This is a genomic window from Paenarthrobacter sp. NPDC058040 (assembly GCF_042885775.1).
Lineage (GTDB): Bacteria > Actinomycetota > Actinomycetes > Actinomycetales > Micrococcaceae > Arthrobacter.
On sequence record NZ_JBHVRN010000003.1, the window covers coordinates 92,155 to 108,088 of the forward strand.

Here is a 15,934-nt window from a genome sequence, read left to right on the forward strand (position 1 = left end):
GACTGAAACGTCACGGGCGGGGCCGCGCTAAAACTGTCGTACCCCTGTGACAGGGTTTACTGCATGGATGGATTTGGATTGGTTCTGGCCCTGCTCATGCTGTTGATCGGGGCGGCTGTTGGACTTGGAATCGGATATGTCGTCTTCCAGCGCCGGGGTGCCGGACTGGAGGCGGACTTCGACGCCGTTTCGTCGCGGCTTTCGGAGGTGACAGCCCAGTTCGCGGCGGCCGACGCCGAACGTCGCCTTCTGTTCGCGCAGAACCGGGAGCTGAGCGAGGCAAGGAACTCGGACGGCAGCGTCCTGCGTGCCCTTGCGCCGGTCGCCGAGAAACTGACGGCAGTGCAACAGCAGGTCTCGCTCCTGGAACGCGATCGCGTGGAGCAGTACGGTCAATTGGCACAGCAACTCCAGGACGCCAGGCTCTCCGACGAGCAACTCCTCAGGTCGACGCATGCTTTGGCATCCGCCCTTCGCTCCAACAGTGCCCGCGGCCAGTGGGGCGAAGTCCAGTTGCGCCGTGTCGTGGAGGCATCGGGCATGTTGCGCCACGTGGACTTCCACGAGCAGGTGCACTCCGGACGCAGCGACAATACCCTGCGTCCCGACCTGGTGGTTCAACTTCCGGGCGGCAAGCAATTGGTGGTGGATGCGAAGGTTCCCCTGGCTTCCTACCTCGCTGCACAGGAGCAACTCCACGGCGAGGGTTCCCTCGGCGAATCAGTCACGGCAGGAACAGTCCACGACGCCAAGACTCTCCTGGCCCAGCACGCCAAGGCACTCAAAGCACACATCGATGCCCTCGCAGCGAAGAAGTACTGGGACATCCCCGGCAACTCCCCCGAGCTCGTCGTCTGTTTCCTCCCGGCTGAGTCGATTCTGGCTTCGGCCCTTGAGACGGACCCCGCTTTGTTGGAGCATGCCCTTTCCAGAAACGTCGTTCTGGCCTCGCCTGGCACCCTCCTGGCCGTCCTGAAGTCTGTCGCGTTCACCTGGCGCCAAGACGTCCTCACCGACAGTGCACACGAACTCTTCGAACTCGCCAAGCGGCTGTACGAGCGGATGGGCACGCTGGGCGAAAACGTCGGGAAGCTGGGAAGCTCCCTCAAGACGTCCGTTGACCGTTACAACGCCCTGGTGGGGACGCTGGAAGCGAGGGTCCTCCCGACTGCACGCAAGCTCAACAGCATGGAGGATGCGGGGCTGGCCGTACCCCCGTCCGTGGAAGCCGTGCCCCGCGCGTTGGCTGCACCCGAGCTTCTGGCCATTGACGGAAGCGACAAGGAACGCGCTGAGCGAGTCCAGGACGCCAGCACGGAGTCTGCCGCCTGACGGAACTGCCGCGGTTCAACGCGGGGGCGCATCCGGGCAACGCCTTCCATGCTGGACACATGGATGCCCAAGAAAAAGCCCCTGTGGCTGCACCGGTAAAGTGCGGCCACAGGGGCTTGTTCTTTGAACGATCAGGACGTGGGGCGGTTTCCGCGTCCACCGAGCGCGCGGCTGACGTCGCCGGCCTGCTTCAGGGTTGCACGAAGTTCTTTGGGCAGCGAGAAGAGAAGGTCTTCCTCCGCCGTCACTACTTCCTGGACCTCGTCGTAACCGTAGTCGGCAAGGAGCCGGAGCACTTCCTGTACCAGGACCTCGGGAACAGAAGCGCCCGACGTAACGCCCACAGTGGCCACGCCTTCAAACCAGGTTTCGTCCACTTCATTGGCGAAGTCCACGCGGTAGGACGTTTTGGCGCCGTATTCGAGGGCCACTTCGACCAGTCGCACAGAGTTCGAGGAATTCGCAGAACCCACCACGATGACCAAATCAGCCTGCGGAGCGATCTTCTTGATGGCTACCTGGCGGTTGGTGGTGGCATAGCAAATATCGTCGCTGGGCGGATCCTGCAGGGTGGGGAACCGCTCCTTGAGCATGCGGACGGTCTCCATGGTCTCGTCTACGCTCAGCGTGGTCTGTGAAAGCCAGATGGTCTTCTCGGGGTTGCGCACGGTGACCTTGCCAACTTCATGCGGCCCGTTGATGATCTGGATGTGGTCCGGCGCCTCCCCGGCCGTACCTTCCACTTCCTCGTGGCCATCGTGGCCGATGAGGAGGATGTCGTAGTCTTCCTTCGCGAAACGCACGGCCTCGCGGTGAACCTTGGTCACCAGGGGGCACGTGGCATCGATGGTGCGCAGTCCGCGGTCCTCGGCAGATTGCACCACCGCCGGCGAGACGCCGTGGGCAGAGAAAATCACCAGCGCGCCCTCGGGTACCTCGTCGGTCTCGTCAACGAAAATGGCGCCCTTTTCCTCCAGCGAGGAGACCACGTGGACGTTGTGGACGATCTGCTTCCGGACATATACCGGAGGTCCGTAGTGTTCCAGTGCCTTCTCCACGGCGATGACGGCTCGGTCGACGCCCGCACAGTATCCGCGGGGTGCAGCAAGCAGGACCTTTTTTGTGCCGTTCACTGGTGCAGCCGCCTGTACCTCTTCAGGGGATCGACGTCTGCGGGGAACCGTGGGCATCGGAATGGAGACTGCTGTGCTGGTCATCCTTCCATGCTACCGGGCAGTGGTGGGGCCGCTTGCAGAAGGTGACCGCCGTCTCCCGGACAGCACCAAGCCGATGAGCCCCAGCGCCAGGACGGCAGCCGAGACCCAAGCGTCCACCAGTATCCACTGGCCAAAGCCTGATCGGGCTGAGCCCAGGAACTCCTGTTTGAACAATTCCGCCACACTGTTGCCGCTGGAAAGGTTCTGCACGGAACTCACGGCGAGGTCCGTCGTCGTGCTCCACAAGGCAGCCAAGGCGAGTCCGCCGAGTCCCATGAAGACCAAGACCAGGGCGCGCCTGCGCGCCGCTGTCAGCGCGAGCAGGACAGACACCGCCGCGCCCAAAGCGGCCACCCACCACAACGGAGCGAAGGCGGATACACGTTCGACGATCTGCCGCTGGGCAGGTTGGCCCAGGGTCACCACACTTTGAGCCGGAACGTCCAAAGTGATGCCCGTGGACGAGGCGAAATGGTCCCTGATGAGTCGGACTAGCGGCGCAATGTCCAGGAGCAAAGCAGTGGAGGCGCCGGATTCCTCGGCTTGGCCGCCGAAATTGAGGCGATGGCTGTTCCTCACCGTTTCTTCCCAGGCCTGCGGATAGTCGCTCCACGATTGCATCCCATTCGCCGCGCCTTTGAGGGCGTCGCCGGCGAGGTTGCGGACCGGCTCGGGCAACTGCACGGAGGATTGGAACGTGCTCACGGCGGCACCGGCCAGGCGATCCTGAAAGTCGGGATCCTGACCCAAAGCACCGGCCAGGCGGACGAAACCATCTTCTTTGACAACGTTCGCGTCAACCCATGCGGCGGGCACGGCCACGGCCGTGAGGAGCAAAGCCAGGATCACTCCCACTGCTGAGACAAAAGTACGCAAGGTCTTCCTCGGTGCTAGGGGGCTGTCCCACCATCCTAGGACTGTCCACATACGGGGAAAAATGTGGGCCCGGGCGGCTACTGCTATGGATAGAGTTGGAAGACGGCCCGGCAACTGGCGGGCTCAAGGCTATCGAGGACAGGCACATGCAGGAAAAAGCACGGATGATCCATGTCAGCTGAAGCCAGCCCTGAATCGACGTTGCCTGCAACCGCGGCCGAAACCAGTCCGGACAACCCATGGCCCCTGCAATTACTGTCGCGGAAGCTCAAAGCCCACATCGAACGGGCTCCAGCTGCGTGGATCGAGGGCCAGGTCATCGAAATGAACCGCCGCGGCGGAAACGCGTTCCTGACCCTACGCGATGTCGACGCGGAGATCTCCCTGCCGGCTTCCGTGTGGTCCACCGTCCTGGACCGGCAACGGACTCCCTTGGAACGCGGCTCACGCGTAGTTGCCCTGGTCAAGGCCGACTTCTGGGTGAAGACGGGGCGCCTCAACATGTCGGTCAAGGACATCAGGCCCGTGGGGCTTGGCGACCTCCTCGCCAGGATCGAACGGCTCCGCCAGGCCCTGGCGGCGGAAGGCCTCTTCGCCGAGTCCAGGAAGCGCAAGCTGCCACTGCTCCCCCACCGCATCGGGCTGATCACCGGACGCGATTCGGACGCCAAGAAGGACGTCCTGCGCAACGCAGCGCTGCGGTGGCCCGCCGTCGAGTTCGACGTCCGCGAGGTAGCAGTCCAAGGCAATACGGCGGTCTCCCAGATCATCGGGGCGCTCAGGAAGCTGGACGCGGATCCACACGTCGATGTCATCGTCCTGGCCCGTGGCGGCGGCGCCCTTGAAGACCTCCTGCCCTTCAGTAACGAAGACCTGATCAGGGCCGTGGCCGCCGCAACCACACCGGTGGTCAGTGCCATCGGGCATGAGGCGGACCGGCCGATTCTGGATGACGTCGCCGACCTCAGGGCGTCGACGCCCACGGACGCCGCCAAAAGGATCGTTCCCGATGTCTCCGAGGAGCTGGCGGCCGTCCGCCAGGCCCGGGACCACCTGCGGCGCAGTATCGGGCGGATGGTGGACCGGGAGACGGACCGATTGCACGCCCTGAGGTCACGGCCCGTCCTGGCGAATCCGGATACGTTGGTGGATGTTCGTGCCGACGACGTCGCCAGGCTTAGCCAACGATCCCACACAGCAGTGAACACGGCTGTGGTGAGGGCCCTGGACCAGGTGCACCACCTCCGCGCCCAAGTACGTGCCCTTTCGCCGCAAAAGACGCTGGACCGTGGTTATGCCGTGGTGCAGGTCGTGGGCGAGGACCAAGCCGGCCACACCGTTGTCAGCAGCCCTGACCAGGCGCCCGAGGGGACGCCACTGGCCATCCGGGTGGCAGAGGGACGTTTGCGGGCGACGTCCACCGGCCGTGGGCAACTAATCGAACGCTGACTCAAGGATCGGCAATCTCTACCGGAAAAAGTCCGGGTCATGGGAATGGCCAATACACACTGCAAAGGACCTCAATGACAGAGAACAACCCCCAGGCAACCGACTCCTTGGATGCCCTCAGTTACGAGGAAGCGCGGGAACAACTCGTGGCCGTTGTCGGCCGCCTGGAAGCGGGCGGCGCCAGCCTGGAGGAATCGCTGGCTCTCTGGGAACGCGGCGAAGCCCTGGCCAAACGCTGCGAGGACTGGCTGGAAGGGGCACGGAAGCGGCTGGCTTCGGCCCGCGAGGCAAGCAACGGTTCCGGTCCGGACCAGTAACAGGTAACTGGCTGGACACCTTCAGCCCGCCGGCGGCGGCAGGGGTCGGCACAACCCGCGCCCAGACCGAAGGCTACGTCAGGACTCAACCACCAGCGCACGTTCGGCTGCGACATCAAACTCTGCCTTGGGCCATTCCAGCGACATCCCGCCCAGGGCCTGCAGCAGCAACTCCTGGACGGCTATCCGGGCGTACCACTTGTTGTTGGCCGGCACCACGTGCCAAGGCGCAATCTCAGTGGACGTCTTCTGGAACGCAATGCCGTAAGCCTCCATGTAGTGGTCCCAGAAGGCCCGCTCCTCCAAGTCTCCCCGGTTGTACTTCCAGTGCTTGCTGGGGTCGTCGAGCCTGGCCAGGAGGCGCTTGCGCTGTTCGCCCTTGCTGATGTTCAACATGACCTTGACTATGGTGGTGCCCTGTTCGGCCAACCGTGACTCGAAGTCGTTGATGGCGGCGTAGCGCCTTTCGAGTTCTTCGGCATCCGCCCAGCCGTGGACCCGGTGGATCAGGACATCCTCGTAGTGCGAGCGGTCAAAGACCCCCACCATGCCTGCAGCAGGAACCTGTTTCTCGATCCGCCAGAGGAAGTCATGCGCCTTCTCCTCTTCCGTGGGCGCCTTGAAGGCCGTCAAGTGCACGCCCTGCGGATCCATGGCTCCGACCACGTGGCTGACAATGCCACCCTTACCGGCAGTATCCATGGCCTGCAGGATCAGCAGCAGTCTCTTTTCGCTGCCGAACCTGCCCGAGGCGAAGAGTTGCTCCTGGAGATCCTCCAACTTGGCATCCTGCGCCGCCAGCAGCGCCTTTCCGTCCGCCTTGTTTCCCTTATAGCCCGGGGTTGATTCGGGATCCACGCTTTCCAACGAGAACCCCGAATCGACCCGCAGCACCTCAGCTGGACTCTTGACGAACTCCACTACAGCCATGGCTTGCCTTTCTGCCGGCAGCGCCCGCGTGGCGCAACATGGAACTCAGGCTAGTTGCCGGGATACCTCGACAGGAAGTCCGCCATGCGGCCGATCGCTTCTTCGATGTCCTTGACGTTGGGCAAGGTGACCATGCGGAAGTGGTCCGGACGCACCCAGTTGAAGGCACGGCCATGGGACACGAGGATCTTCTGCTCTCGGAGGAGGTCCAGGACAAACTTCTCGTCGTCCCTGATGTGGTAGATCTCCGGGTCCAGTTTAGGAAAGAGATACAGCGCGCCGCGGGCCTGTTGGGTGCTGACGCCGGGGATGGCGTTCAGCAGGTCGTAGGCCTTGTTTCGCTGCTCCAGGAGCCGCCCACCGGGAAGGATGAGATCGTTGATGCTCTGGTATCCACCGAGTGCCGTTTGGATGGCATGTTGTGCAGGCACGTTGGCGCAAAGACGCATGTTGGCCAGCAGGTTGATGCCTTCGAGATAATCCGCGGCGTCCTTCTTGGGTCCGGAGATGGCCATCCAGCCGGCCCGGTAGCCGCAGACGCGGTAGGCCTTGGACAGGCCGCTGAACGTCAAACACAACACGTCGTCGCCCGTCAGACCGGCGAGGTTCACGTGGACGGCGTCTTCGTACAGGATCTTCTCGTAGATTTCGTCCGCGAAAATCACCAGGCCGTGCTTCTCGGCCAGGGCCACGATCTTCTTCAGCGTCTCTTCCGGATATACGGCACCTGTTGGGTTGTTCGGGTTGATCACCACTATGCCCTTGGTGCGGGGCGTGATCTTGGCTTCCATGTCTTCAAGGTCGGGCTGCCACCCGGATTCCTCATCGGTGAGGTAATGCACGGGCCGCCCGCCGGCGAGGGCAACCGAAGCCGTCCACAAGGGGTAGTCCGGCGTGGGGATCAGGACTTCGTCGCCGTCTTCGAGCAAGGCCATCAGAGACATGGTGATGAGCTCACTGACGCCGTTGCCAAGGTAGATGTCGTCAACGTGGATGTTTTGGATGCCGCGCGTCTGGTAGTACTGGGAGACGGCTGTACGGGCAGAGAAAATGCCGCGGGAGTCGCTGTATCCCTGGGCGTTGGGCAGGTGGCGGATCATGTCCACCAAAATGGCGTCAGGCGCTTCAAACCCAAAAGGTGCCGGGTTTCCGATGTTCAGTTTGAGGATCCGGTGACCCTCCGCCTCCATCTGCTGGGCGGCCTGAAGAATCGGTCCACGGATGTCGTAGAGGACATTATGAAGCTTGGTGGACTGCTTGAAATTCGCCATTCCTCAAATATGCCATAGCGGTCATGTACTTCCGTTGAGACGTCCCTCACAGAAACGACGACGGCGGTGACGGAACCGCATGGGTCCGTCACCGCCGTCGTGCGCGGTTTCGTCGCGAATTACTTGACGATGCCCTTGTCCTTGAGCCAAGCGGCAGCTGCGTCCTTGGCGCTCTGCTTCTGGTCGCCGCTCACCGAACGGTTCAGGTTGATGAGGTCCTCGGTGGTGAGGATCTTGGACACGTTGTTAAGCGCGTCCTTGGCCTTGTCCGTCATCTTGGACTTGTTGTAGAGCGGCAGGACCTGCTGGGCCTTGAAGTTGTTCTTGGGGTCTTCGAGGACCACGAGGTCGTTGTCAACGATCGAAGGCGTGGTGGTGTAGATATCGGCTACCTGGACCTTGTCCTCCAGCAGCGCCTGGAGGGTCAGGTTGCCACCGCCATCGCTGAAGGGCTGCAAACCCTTGAGCTCGCAGTTGTAATTCTTCTTCAGGCCCGGGAAACCGTACGAGCGGGTCTCGAAGGTGGCCGGGGCGGCCATGGTGAAGTCCTTGCACACCTTGGCCAGGTCCTCGATGGACTTCAACTGGTACTTCTCCGCCGTGGCCTTGGTGACCACCATGGCGTCCTTGTCCTCTGCCTTGGCTGCGTCCAGAACACCCAGGCCATCCGGGAGCTTGCCTGGCAGCGCCTTGAAGACGTCGTCGGCGGAGACCTCCGTGGCATCGGCGTTGAGGTAGGACAGCAGGTTGCCGGAGTAGTCCGGCACGAGGTCGACGGAGCCGTCCTGGACAGCCTTGAAGTAGATCTCGCGGGAACCGATGTTCGGCTTGGTGGTGGCCGTGATCCCTGCGGCGTTGAGGGCGCCGGCGTAAATCTCGCCAATGACCTGGCTTTCCGGGAAGTCAGCCGATCCCACAACGAGCGATCCGCCTGCGGATCCGCTCGCCGCAGACGTGGAAGGCGTAGCCAAGGGGCTGCCACCGCAGGCGCTCAGCGCGAGGGCCACACCGAGGCCGGCTGCCAGGCCGCCGAGACCACGGCGCGTCAGGGTCATGGGGACGGGGTTTTTCATGGTGTACCTCCTTGAACGGCAGCCCCGGCGGGAGCTGTGGCTTGGTGACCGTCGGACGCCTTTTGGCGCCCGCGGGAGTCGAGGACCAGGCCCGGCGACAACACCAGGCGCTGGATGGCTGCGAGGATCAGGTCGACGGCGATCGCCAAGGCGGCGATCAACAGGGAACCGCCCAACATGCGCGGGAAATCCTGGAGGACCAGTCCGTCGAAAAGGTAGCGGCCCAACCCACCCAGAGGAAGGTAGGCAACCACCGAAACGGTGGCTATGACCTGGAGCACGGCAGTCCGGATTCCGCCGAACATGACTTGCAGGCCGTTAGGCAGCTCCACGCGGAACAGGATCTGCCACTCGGTCATGCCCATGGCACGGGCGCCATCGACGACTGTCGGTTCGACGCTTGAGATGCCCGCGTACGTACCTGCCAGGAGCGGCGGGACAGTGAGGATCACGAGTGCCCAGACTGGCGGCATGAGGCCGCTGCCTGCCAGCAACGCGAACAACACCAAGAGGCCAAGGGTGGGAAGGGCCCGAAGGGCGCCGGCCAAGGCAACGGCCACCACTTTGCCCCGGCCTGTATGGCCGATGAAAAGCCCCAAAGGTACGGCGATGGCGGCCGCGATCAGCAGCACCAGCCCACTGTACTGGAGATGCTCCACCAACCGCGTGGCAATGCCTCCGCTGCCGGACCAGTGCTTGGGATCGGCCAACCAGGCGAACGTATCCGTGAAGACGTTGCTCATGCGGACGCTCCCGGATCCGGGCGGGGAGCGGCGTGAGGGGCAGGGCCGGATTTTGGCTCGGTCAGGACCACAGTGGCGTCACTCCGGCCACTTCCGCCAACTACCCGGGTCCACGGGGTGAGGATCCGTTCCAGTACCACCAGCACCGCGTCCATCAGCAAAGCCAGGACCAGGATCGCGATGATGCCCACGACGACCTCGGTCACGAACGTACGCTGCAGGCCGTCGGTAAAGAGGATGCCAAGATTGCCGACACCCAGCAACGCCGCGACGCTGACCAGGGAGATGTTGCTGACCGAGACGACGCGGAGACCTGCGAAAAGCACCGGGAGGGACAGCGGGAGATCCACTTGGAAGAACCGGGCAAGGGGCTTGAACCCCATGGCCACCGCGGCATTCCTGAGATCGTTGTCCACGGAGTCGAAGGCATCCATGGCGGCGCGGACCAGCAGGGCAACGGCATAGATGGTCAAGGCAACAATGACGTTGAGCGGGTCGAGGATCCGGGTGCCCAGGATGGTGGGGAGGATGATGAACAAAGCCAGGGACGGAATTGTGTAGAGCAAGGACGTGGCCGTTGCCACCACCGAACGCAGCGTGCTGTTCCGACGAGCCAGCTGCGCCAGCGGAATCGAAATCAACAGTCCGAGCACCATGGGTATGACTGCCAGGAACAGGTGCTGCCCCGCCAAACCAAGCACCATGCCGGTGTTCGCCAGGAACCACTCCATCAGGTGGCATCCTCCCTGCGGCGCCGGACTTCCTCGATCAGGGCAAGGACTTCCGGCGCCTTCAGGACCCCGGCGACCCTGCCGTCGTCGTCCACGGCAACGCCGAGGCCCGATGGTGAGGACAGGGCCGCATCAAGCGCGCGGCGCAAGGTGTCTCCTTTGTGGAAGAGCGAGCCGCCGGGGATGATTCCGGCGCCGTCCTTCGGCGACGACCAACCCAATGGCCGCGAATCCTCATCGACAACAAGGGCCCACTCGCCGGAATCACGGCCGGCGCTGTGGCCATCCGACGCGCTGACCATGGTGACGGGGTGCAGCTGGACCGAGTCGGCAGCGTTGAAGGCCAAATGCCGGAACCCCCGGTCGCGGCCCACGAACGAGGCGACGAAGTCATTGGCGGGCGCCCGCAGGATTTCCTCAGGGGCCGCATACTGGGCAAGCTTGCCGCCCACGGCAAAGACCGCGACCCTGTCCCCCAGCACCGTGGCCTCATCAATATCGTGGGTCACGAAGACGATGGTCTTGGCCAACTCGCGCTGGAGGCGCAGGAGTTCCTGCTGCAGTTCGTCGCGAACCACGGGATCCACAGCACTGAAGGGTTCGTCCATAAGCAGCACCGGCGGATCGGCCGCGAGCGCCCGGGCCACCCCAACGCGCTGTTGCTGGCCGCCGGACAGTTGCGACGGGTAACGCTTGCCGAGTCCGGAAGCCAGCCCTACGACGTCGAGCAGTTCCGCTGCGCGCTTCCGCGCCGCCGCCTTGGACACGCCGTTGAGCCGCGGCACCGTAGCGATGTTGTCCAGGACTGAACGGTGCGGGAGCAAACCGGCTGACTGCATCACATAGCCCATGGACCGGCGCAATTGGGCCGCGGGAACCTTGGATACGTCTTCCCCGGCCACGGTGATGGTGCCCGCACTGGGCTCAACCATCCGGTTGATCATGCGCAACGATGTGGTCTTGCCGCAGCCCGAAGGACCGACAAAGACGGTGATGGCGCCTTTGTCGATGGACATGCTCAGAGCGTCAACCGCCGGTTGTCCCCCCTGGTACTGCTTGGTCACGCTCTGGAACTCAATCATGGCTTCGGCCATACCTGGGCTTACCTATCTGTAATTCGACATCCTCGGACGGTAGAGCCAATTGATCATAAGCACGCTTACTGTGGCTGTAAAGCCGATCTTCACCCAGCGTAGCCAGCGGGCATGGCGATGTCAGCGACGCCACGAATTCCGTAATGAATCGGCAATGTTCAACATTTCCGGCGTTTGCCCTTCCTTCCCTGCCTTTCCTCGGCCAGATCATGGCGGTATCGCTCGGCTGCGCGTTGTCCACGTTCCGCGGAAACCACCTTCTGGTGCCACTCACGCTGGTAGGCGCGTCGAGCGGCCGCGTCGTGCTTTCGGTTCAGGGCGGCGATTTCCCGCTGCAGCTTGAGGTAGCTCGCCCAACGGCGCTGGTCCAGCGATCCGTCGGCAAGCGCCTCAGACACGGCGCACCCCGGTTCGGCCTGATGCGAACAGTCCGCGAAGCGGCATTGTGCAAAGAGCCCTTCGAGGTCGCCGAACATCTCCTCCATGCCGTCGTCGGCGTCGAAGAGCCCAAAGCCCCGGACGCCAGGCGTGTCCATCAGGACGGCACCGCCGGGCAACGGCACGAGTTCCCGGGAAGTGGTGGTGTGCCGCCCCTTCCCGTCACCGGCCCGGACAGCACCGGTTTCCTGGAGTTCGCGCCCCACCAAGGCGTTGATGAGGGTGGATTTCCCGGCACCGGAGGGGCCGAGCAAAACCAAGGTCGCCCCGGATGGGATGTGGTGAAGGAGTTCATCGAGACCGTCGCCGTGCTCGGCCGATGTGGTGACAACGGGCACGCCGGCCGCCTGGAGGATGACCTCGCCCACAACATCGTCCGCCAGGTTCGCAAGGTCGGCCTTCGTGATGACAACCAGTGGGGTAGCACCGGAATCCCAAGCGGCAACCAGGGTCCGTTCCAGGCGGTTATGGGTAAGGGGCCGGTCCATGGGCACCACCACCGCCACAATGTCGATGTTGGCTCCCAGGACCTGCTCCTCGGAGGATGCTTCGAAGGCCCGCTTGCGGCTGAGCGCCGAATACCGGGGCAAGACCTCGACGACGGACGGCTCGCCGGCGGCGTTGTGCCCCAGCCAGACCCAGTCGCCTGTGGCCGGGAGCAGCCCACGGTTTGGATAGGGCAGATGCAGCAGCCCGTCGCCCGAAGCAACCAGGACGCGGTTTCTGTCCAAACGGACAATGCGGCCCGGGGAAGGATCTCCGGGCCCCGTAAAGGGATGGTCGGCGAAGAGCTGCCCGGTCTTGGCGGTGTAGCCGTACTCCACGGGGAGCCGGTTGGTGTCAGGAAAAAAGGTGTCGCGTGAAGACGCGTAAATGTTCAATGGGTAGCCTCTGCTGAGGCCCGGTCACCTGGCTAGGCGCAGGCGGATGCCGGGACAGGAATGGTGGAGTGATGGTGCGCCGCTGCTGTGTGCGGGGCGCGCAAGACTATGGCAGTCATCAAATCCACCTCCTTGGCATCAGTACCGGTGTCCAATCAACCGGCAACGTCCTCCAGCGTACTCAGGCCTGCCCGATATGGCCACCCTTTTCACGGGTTCCCTGGAGCAAGCTTTCCATCCTCGGGGCGTTCGCGGTGCAAGCGGAGCGCGACATCAACCAACGAAACACGATTGAGCTTCCCCACGTCCTCAAGGGGGATCCAGGCGGCGTGGGTGGTGCTGCCGTCCACCTCGTGCGTCAGTTCCCCGCCAGTGATGGTGGCTTCGTAGACCAGCCGGAGCGCCTGGAAATCGCGGATGGTGGCTTCCGGCCCGGATTCCCTCGGCCAGTGACCGACGTCGATGCCGAGCATGCGGTCGATGCGTGCGTCATATCCCGTTTCCTCGAAAACCTCGCGGCGGCACCCGTCAACGGGGTGCTCCGCGAGGTCCAGGCCTCCGCCGGGCAGGGTCCATCCTTCCTTGTCATCCTGTTTCCAATACGCCAGGAGGATCTTGCCTTCCTGAATGATGACGGCGTACGCAGCAGGGCGGGTGTCGAAGTCCAAGCTCATCCAGCCAGCATAGTTCGCGGCCCGATCATGCCCGGGTTACGGCAGTTCGGCCGCCACAATGGGGCCTGCTTCTTCCGGCCCAAGGTCCGGCTTTTCGCGAAGTTCGACGACGGCACCGGACGTCTGCAGCTCAAGCACCTTGATGCTGTTGGGGCCTTCCCTCAGCAGGGGCGCCGGAGCGTACAGGGTGACTTGCGGCCCCTTGTTCCAGTACCTGCCCAGGAGGAAACCGTTGAGCCAAAGGAAGCCTTTGGTGGATTCGGGCAGTGCGATGTAGGTGTCGGCCTGTTCGGAGACCTCGAACGTTGCTTCGGAAAGACCCTCAAGATCGGATTCGGTCCAGTCACCCAAGGCCACAGGCGTTTGGGTCCAGTGGAAGGTGTACCGCTGGTTGATGAGGACGCCGCCCAGGATGCCCTTGCCCTGCCCCGTCAGCGGTCCGTAGTTGATGCGGCCCAGATTCTCCACGAGGATCTCGAGCTTCGCCGGGATGCCCGTACCGGTTACGACGAGGCCCTCGGCGGCATTCCGGTCATCGAGGACGCCCACGTAGGCTCCATCCACCCAAACGTAGGCGCGGTCATTGAGGCCCGTGATCTTCAGTCGGCTTTCGACCGGAGCATCAGCGCGTCCCGGGAGGATGGCCTCGGCCGCATAGAGGACCATGCCGCCGTCGAGCCCCAATTGCTCAAAGGTGAGCGGCTTGACGCTGGCCACCGAAGCGCCCCGTTCCCTGGCGATATCCAGCACGTCGCGACCTGCCACAAGAGGCAGGGACTGGGCCGGGATGACGGGAGCCGATGTGAGCAGTTCCGTGGGAAGTTCCGGCAGCTCATCAATCCCTTGGGCGCGGTAGAACTCCGTGCGGATGGAGTGGAACTTGGGCGTCAGTTCGCCGTTTTCCGCAATAGGGGCATCGGAGTCGTAGCTGGTGACCGTTGGCTGGAGCATGGTGCCGTCATGGTTGCTGCCTGATCCGAGACCGAAGTTGGTGCCACCGTGGGCCATGTACACGCACAGGGAACCACCGGCGTCGAGCATTTTCCGGGCCTCGGCCGCCGCATCCGCGGCATCGCGACGGTGGTGGTGTTCGCCCCAGTGGTCGAACCAGCCACCCCAGAACTCGACGTTGAAGAACGGCTCGTCCGGCCGGCGCCGTTTCCACGTCTCGATGGCTTCGTCGCCGCGGCTCCCGAGCGTCGCCGTAGCCCACGTTCCTTCCACCGAGCCGCCGTCGAGGAAGTAGTCGGTGCCCCCGTCGGCGGTAAAGAGCAGCTCGGTGATGCCGTGTTCTTCGAGCACACGGCGGTTCCAGCGGATGTACTCGTGGTCATCGCCGTAGCTGCCGTATTCGTTTTCGATCTGGACGGCAACTACCGGCCCACCCGCCGATGCCTGGCGCGAGGCGATGATCGGCATGAGGTGGCCGAACCACTCGTCGATTGCCGCGGTGAAGTCCGGGTCCAGGCAGCGCAGGCCAATCCCGGGAATGCCCGTCAGCCAGGCAGGGAAGCCGCCGTTGTCCCACTCGGCACAGATGTAGGGTCCCGGCCGAACAATGACATCCAGTCCTTCCTCGGCGGCGACGTCAATGAACCCGCCGAGGTCGCGCCAGCCGGTAAAGTCCGGCGCCTTCCCGCGCGTAGGCTGGTGGAAGTTCCAGGCCACGTAGGTGTCAACCGTGTTGGCGCCCATCGCTTTGAGCCGACGCAGCCGGTCCCGCCAGAGATCCGGGTGCACACGGAAGTAGTGGATGGCTCCGGCGAGGATGCGGTACGGTTCACCCGAACGGTAGAGGACGGCGTCGTGGTAGCTCAAAAGGGCGTTGTTCACACGGAACAGATTAGCTCAATTTACAACATTTATGCACAGGTGATGACACATGACCAATCTGGATACTGCTCCCGCAGAGCAGGTCTGCCCCGCCGCCCCTGAAGGCCAGGGGCCGTGCGTCCAGTTATGGCCTGAGCGCGAGGTACCTTTGGGCGGCGTTCGCGCCATGAACGTCTACCGCACCTTGCCCCAACGTGGCTTGCCGACCGTGGGCGCGTGGTGCTTCCTGGACAGCTTTGGCCCTGACCGGGTGGCCATGAGCGTCCTCCCCCACCCGCACTGCGGCCTGCAGACCGTCACCTGGCCGTTGGAAGGCGCTGTCCGGCACCGCGACAGCGTGGGCAGCGACGTGGTGGTGAAGCCCGGGGAACTCAACATCATGACGGCCGGTCATGGCATTTCGCACTCGGAGTTCTCGGTACTTGCCGCGGATTCGCCCGAGGAGATCCCCGTGTCACGCGGTCTCCAATTGTGGGTAGCGCTTCCCGACGAACACCGGCACCGCGAGCCATCGTTTGAACAGCACCGCGAGCTTCCCGTCGCCGTCGGCGAGGGCTACGTGGCAACTGTGATGGTGGGCGAATTTGGCGGCCAGCGCTCGCCCGCCACCATGTTCAGCCCGATCGTCGGCGCCGACATCACGGGTTCAGGAACGTTGGAACTCCCCCTCCGTCCCGACTTTGAACATGCAGTCCTGGTGTTGGACGGCCACGTCACCATCGACGGCGAAGACGTTGCACCCGGCCCTCTGGCCTACTTGGGCGCTGGCCGGCACGCCCTGACCGTGGAAGCCGCCCCGGAGACCCGCTTCATGCTCCTGGGCGGAGAACCCTTCGGCGAGGACCTGCTGATGTGGTGGAACTTCGTGGGGCGCACGCACGAGGAAGTGGAGCGGGCGCGCGAGGAATGGGAAGCCGAGGGGCTGCTCGACGACGACGCTGCCGCCGCCTCACGCTTCGGCTTTGTCCGGGGCCACGGCCCCGACGCAGGTGCCGAGGCAGGCCGCATTCCTGCGCCGCCGCTGCCGGGGGTCAAGCTGCGCCCGCGGACCCGCGGCTGAGCACCGCGGGGAACA

The 15,934-nt window shown here is 63.8% G+C and carries 15 protein-coding genes; 4 read left to right on the forward strand and 11 right to left on the reverse strand.

Going from position 1 to position 15,934, the window contains the following annotated elements; all coding sequences use genetic code 11:
* Positions 1-63: 63 nt before the first annotated feature.
* Positions 64-1,332, forward strand: coding sequence for a DNA recombination protein RmuC (locus ACFVSJ_RS04985; protein WP_387434909.1), 1,269 nt, complete (start codon positions 64-66; stop codon positions 1,330-1,332).
* A gap of 131 nt (positions 1,333-1,463) precedes the next feature.
* On the opposite strand, the gene ACFVSJ_RS04990 is transcribed toward ACFVSJ_RS04985, so the two are convergent.
* Positions 1,464-2,549: a 4-hydroxy-3-methylbut-2-enyl diphosphate reductase gene (locus ACFVSJ_RS04990; protein ID WP_387434910.1), complete on the reverse strand. Its 1,086-nt coding sequence runs from the start codon at positions 2,547-2,549 to the stop codon at positions 1,464-1,466.
* A gap of 9 nt (positions 2,550-2,558) precedes the next feature.
* Positions 2,559-3,425 carry a hypothetical protein gene (locus tag ACFVSJ_RS04995; RefSeq protein WP_387434911.1) on the reverse strand — a complete coding sequence of 289 codons (867 nt, stop codon included), beginning with the start codon at positions 3,423-3,425 and terminating at the stop codon, positions 2,559-2,561.
* A 171-nt stretch (positions 3,426-3,596) separates the two neighbouring features.
* On the opposite strand from ACFVSJ_RS04995, the gene xseA reads away from it, so the two are divergent.
* Together xseA and ACFVSJ_RS05005 are read left to right on the forward strand one after the other, a co-directional pair.
* Positions 3,597-4,874, forward strand: coding sequence for an exodeoxyribonuclease VII large subunit (gene xseA / locus ACFVSJ_RS05000; protein WP_387434912.1), 1,278 nt, complete (start codon positions 3,597-3,599; stop codon positions 4,872-4,874).
* A 74-nt stretch (positions 4,875-4,948) separates the two neighbouring features.
* Positions 4,949-5,191, forward strand: a complete 243-nt coding sequence (locus ACFVSJ_RS05005; RefSeq protein WP_387434913.1) for an exodeoxyribonuclease VII small subunit — start codon at positions 4,949-4,951, stop codon at positions 5,189-5,191.
* 78 nt (positions 5,192-5,269) lie between these two features.
* On the opposite strand, the gene ACFVSJ_RS05010 is transcribed toward ACFVSJ_RS05005, so the two are convergent.
* The 9 genes from ACFVSJ_RS05010 to ACFVSJ_RS05050 form a co-directional block, all read right to left on the reverse strand.
* Complete coding sequence (locus tag ACFVSJ_RS05010; RefSeq protein WP_387434914.1) at positions 5,270-6,121, reverse strand: polyphosphate kinase 2 family protein; 852 nt, start codon at positions 6,119-6,121, stop codon at positions 5,270-5,272.
* A gap of 50 nt (positions 6,122-6,171) precedes the next feature.
* On the reverse strand, positions 6,172-7,392 hold the full coding sequence (locus ACFVSJ_RS05015) for a pyridoxal phosphate-dependent aminotransferase (protein ID WP_387434915.1): 1,221 nt from the start codon (positions 7,390-7,392) through the stop codon (positions 6,172-6,174).
* Between the two features lie 119 nt (positions 7,393-7,511).
* A complete protein-coding gene (locus ACFVSJ_RS05020) occupies positions 7,512-8,465 on the reverse strand; it encodes an ABC transporter substrate-binding protein (RefSeq protein ID WP_387434917.1) in 954 nt (317 codons plus the stop codon).
* A complete protein-coding gene (locus tag ACFVSJ_RS05025; protein ID WP_387434918.1) occupies positions 8,462-9,208 on the reverse strand; it encodes an ABC transporter permease in 747 nt (248 codons plus the stop codon). The genes ACFVSJ_RS05020 and ACFVSJ_RS05025 overlap by 4 nt, the downstream gene beginning before the upstream one ends.
* Complete coding sequence (locus tag ACFVSJ_RS05030; RefSeq protein ID WP_387434920.1) at positions 9,205-9,939, reverse strand: ABC transporter permease; 735 nt, start codon at positions 9,937-9,939, stop codon at positions 9,205-9,207. Before ACFVSJ_RS05030 ends, ACFVSJ_RS05025 begins: the two co-directional genes overlap by 4 nt.
* Entirely contained in the window at positions 9,939-11,033 is a 1,095-nt protein-coding gene (locus ACFVSJ_RS05035; protein ID WP_387434921.1) for an ABC transporter ATP-binding protein, read from the reverse strand. Before ACFVSJ_RS05035 ends, ACFVSJ_RS05030 begins: the two co-directional genes overlap by 1 nt.
* Before the next feature lie 158 nt (positions 11,034-11,191).
* Positions 11,192-12,346 carry a ribosome small subunit-dependent GTPase A gene (gene rsgA / locus ACFVSJ_RS05040; protein ID WP_387435210.1) on the reverse strand — a complete coding sequence of 385 codons (1,155 nt, stop codon included), beginning with the start codon at positions 12,344-12,346 and terminating at the stop codon, positions 11,192-11,194.
* Positions 12,347-12,561: 215 nt separating this feature from the next.
* Positions 12,562-13,026, reverse strand: coding sequence for an NUDIX hydrolase (locus tag ACFVSJ_RS05045; protein WP_387434922.1), 465 nt, complete (start codon positions 13,024-13,026; stop codon positions 12,562-12,564).
* 36 nt (positions 13,027-13,062) lie between these two features.
* Positions 13,063-14,859, reverse strand: a complete 1,797-nt coding sequence (locus ACFVSJ_RS05050) for a beta-galactosidase family protein (RefSeq protein ID WP_387434924.1) — start codon at positions 14,857-14,859, stop codon at positions 13,063-13,065.
* Positions 14,860-14,908: 49 nt separating this feature from the next.
* On the opposite strand from ACFVSJ_RS05050, the gene ACFVSJ_RS05055 reads away from it, so the two are divergent.
* Positions 14,909-15,919 carry a pirin family protein gene (locus tag ACFVSJ_RS05055; protein ID WP_387434925.1) on the forward strand — a complete coding sequence of 337 codons (1,011 nt, stop codon included), beginning with the start codon at positions 14,909-14,911 and terminating at the stop codon, positions 15,917-15,919.
* Positions 15,920-15,934: the final 15 nt, after the last annotated feature.

Bases quoted from the DNA above. Each gene is read 5' to 3' on its own strand.
- ACFVSJ_RS04990 (WP_387434910.1), bottom strand. From the start codon at position 2,549: ATGACCAGCACAGCAGTCTCCATTCCGATGCCCACGGTTCCCCGCAGA.
- ACFVSJ_RS05055 (WP_387434925.1), top strand. From the start codon at position 14,909: ATGACCAATCTGGATACTGCTCCCGCAGAGCAGGTCTGCCCCGCCGCC.
- ACFVSJ_RS05035 (WP_387434921.1), bottom strand. From the start codon at position 11,033: ATGGCCGAAGCCATGATTGAGTTCCAGAGCGTGACCAAGCAGTACCAG.
- ACFVSJ_RS05005 (WP_387434913.1), top strand. From the start codon at position 4,949: ATGACAGAGAACAACCCCCAGGCAACCGACTCCTTGGATGCCCTCAGT.
- ACFVSJ_RS05045 (WP_387434922.1), bottom strand. From the start codon at position 13,026: ATGAGCTTGGACTTCGACACCCGCCCTGCTGCGTACGCCGTCATCATT.
- ACFVSJ_RS05010 (WP_387434914.1), bottom strand. From the start codon at position 6,121: ATGGCTGTAGTGGAGTTCGTCAAGAGTCCAGCTGAGGTGCTGCGGGTC.
- ACFVSJ_RS05015 (WP_387434915.1), bottom strand. From the start codon at position 7,392: ATGGCGAATTTCAAGCAGTCCACCAAGCTTCATAATGTCCTCTACGAC.
- ACFVSJ_RS05030 (WP_387434920.1), bottom strand. From the start codon at position 9,939: ATGGAGTGGTTCCTGGCGAACACCGGCATGGTGCTTGGTTTGGCGGGG.
- ACFVSJ_RS05025 (WP_387434918.1), bottom strand. From the start codon at position 9,208: ATGAGCAACGTCTTCACGGATACGTTCGCCTGGTTGGCCGATCCCAAG.
- xseA (WP_387434912.1), top strand. From the start codon at position 3,597: ATGTCAGCTGAAGCCAGCCCTGAATCGACGTTGCCTGCAACCGCGGCC.
- ACFVSJ_RS04985 (WP_387434909.1), top strand. From the start codon at position 64: ATGGATGGATTTGGATTGGTTCTGGCCCTGCTCATGCTGTTGATCGGG.
- ACFVSJ_RS05020 (WP_387434917.1), bottom strand. From the start codon at position 8,465: ATGAAAAACCCCGTCCCCATGACCCTGACGCGCCGTGGTCTCGGCGGC.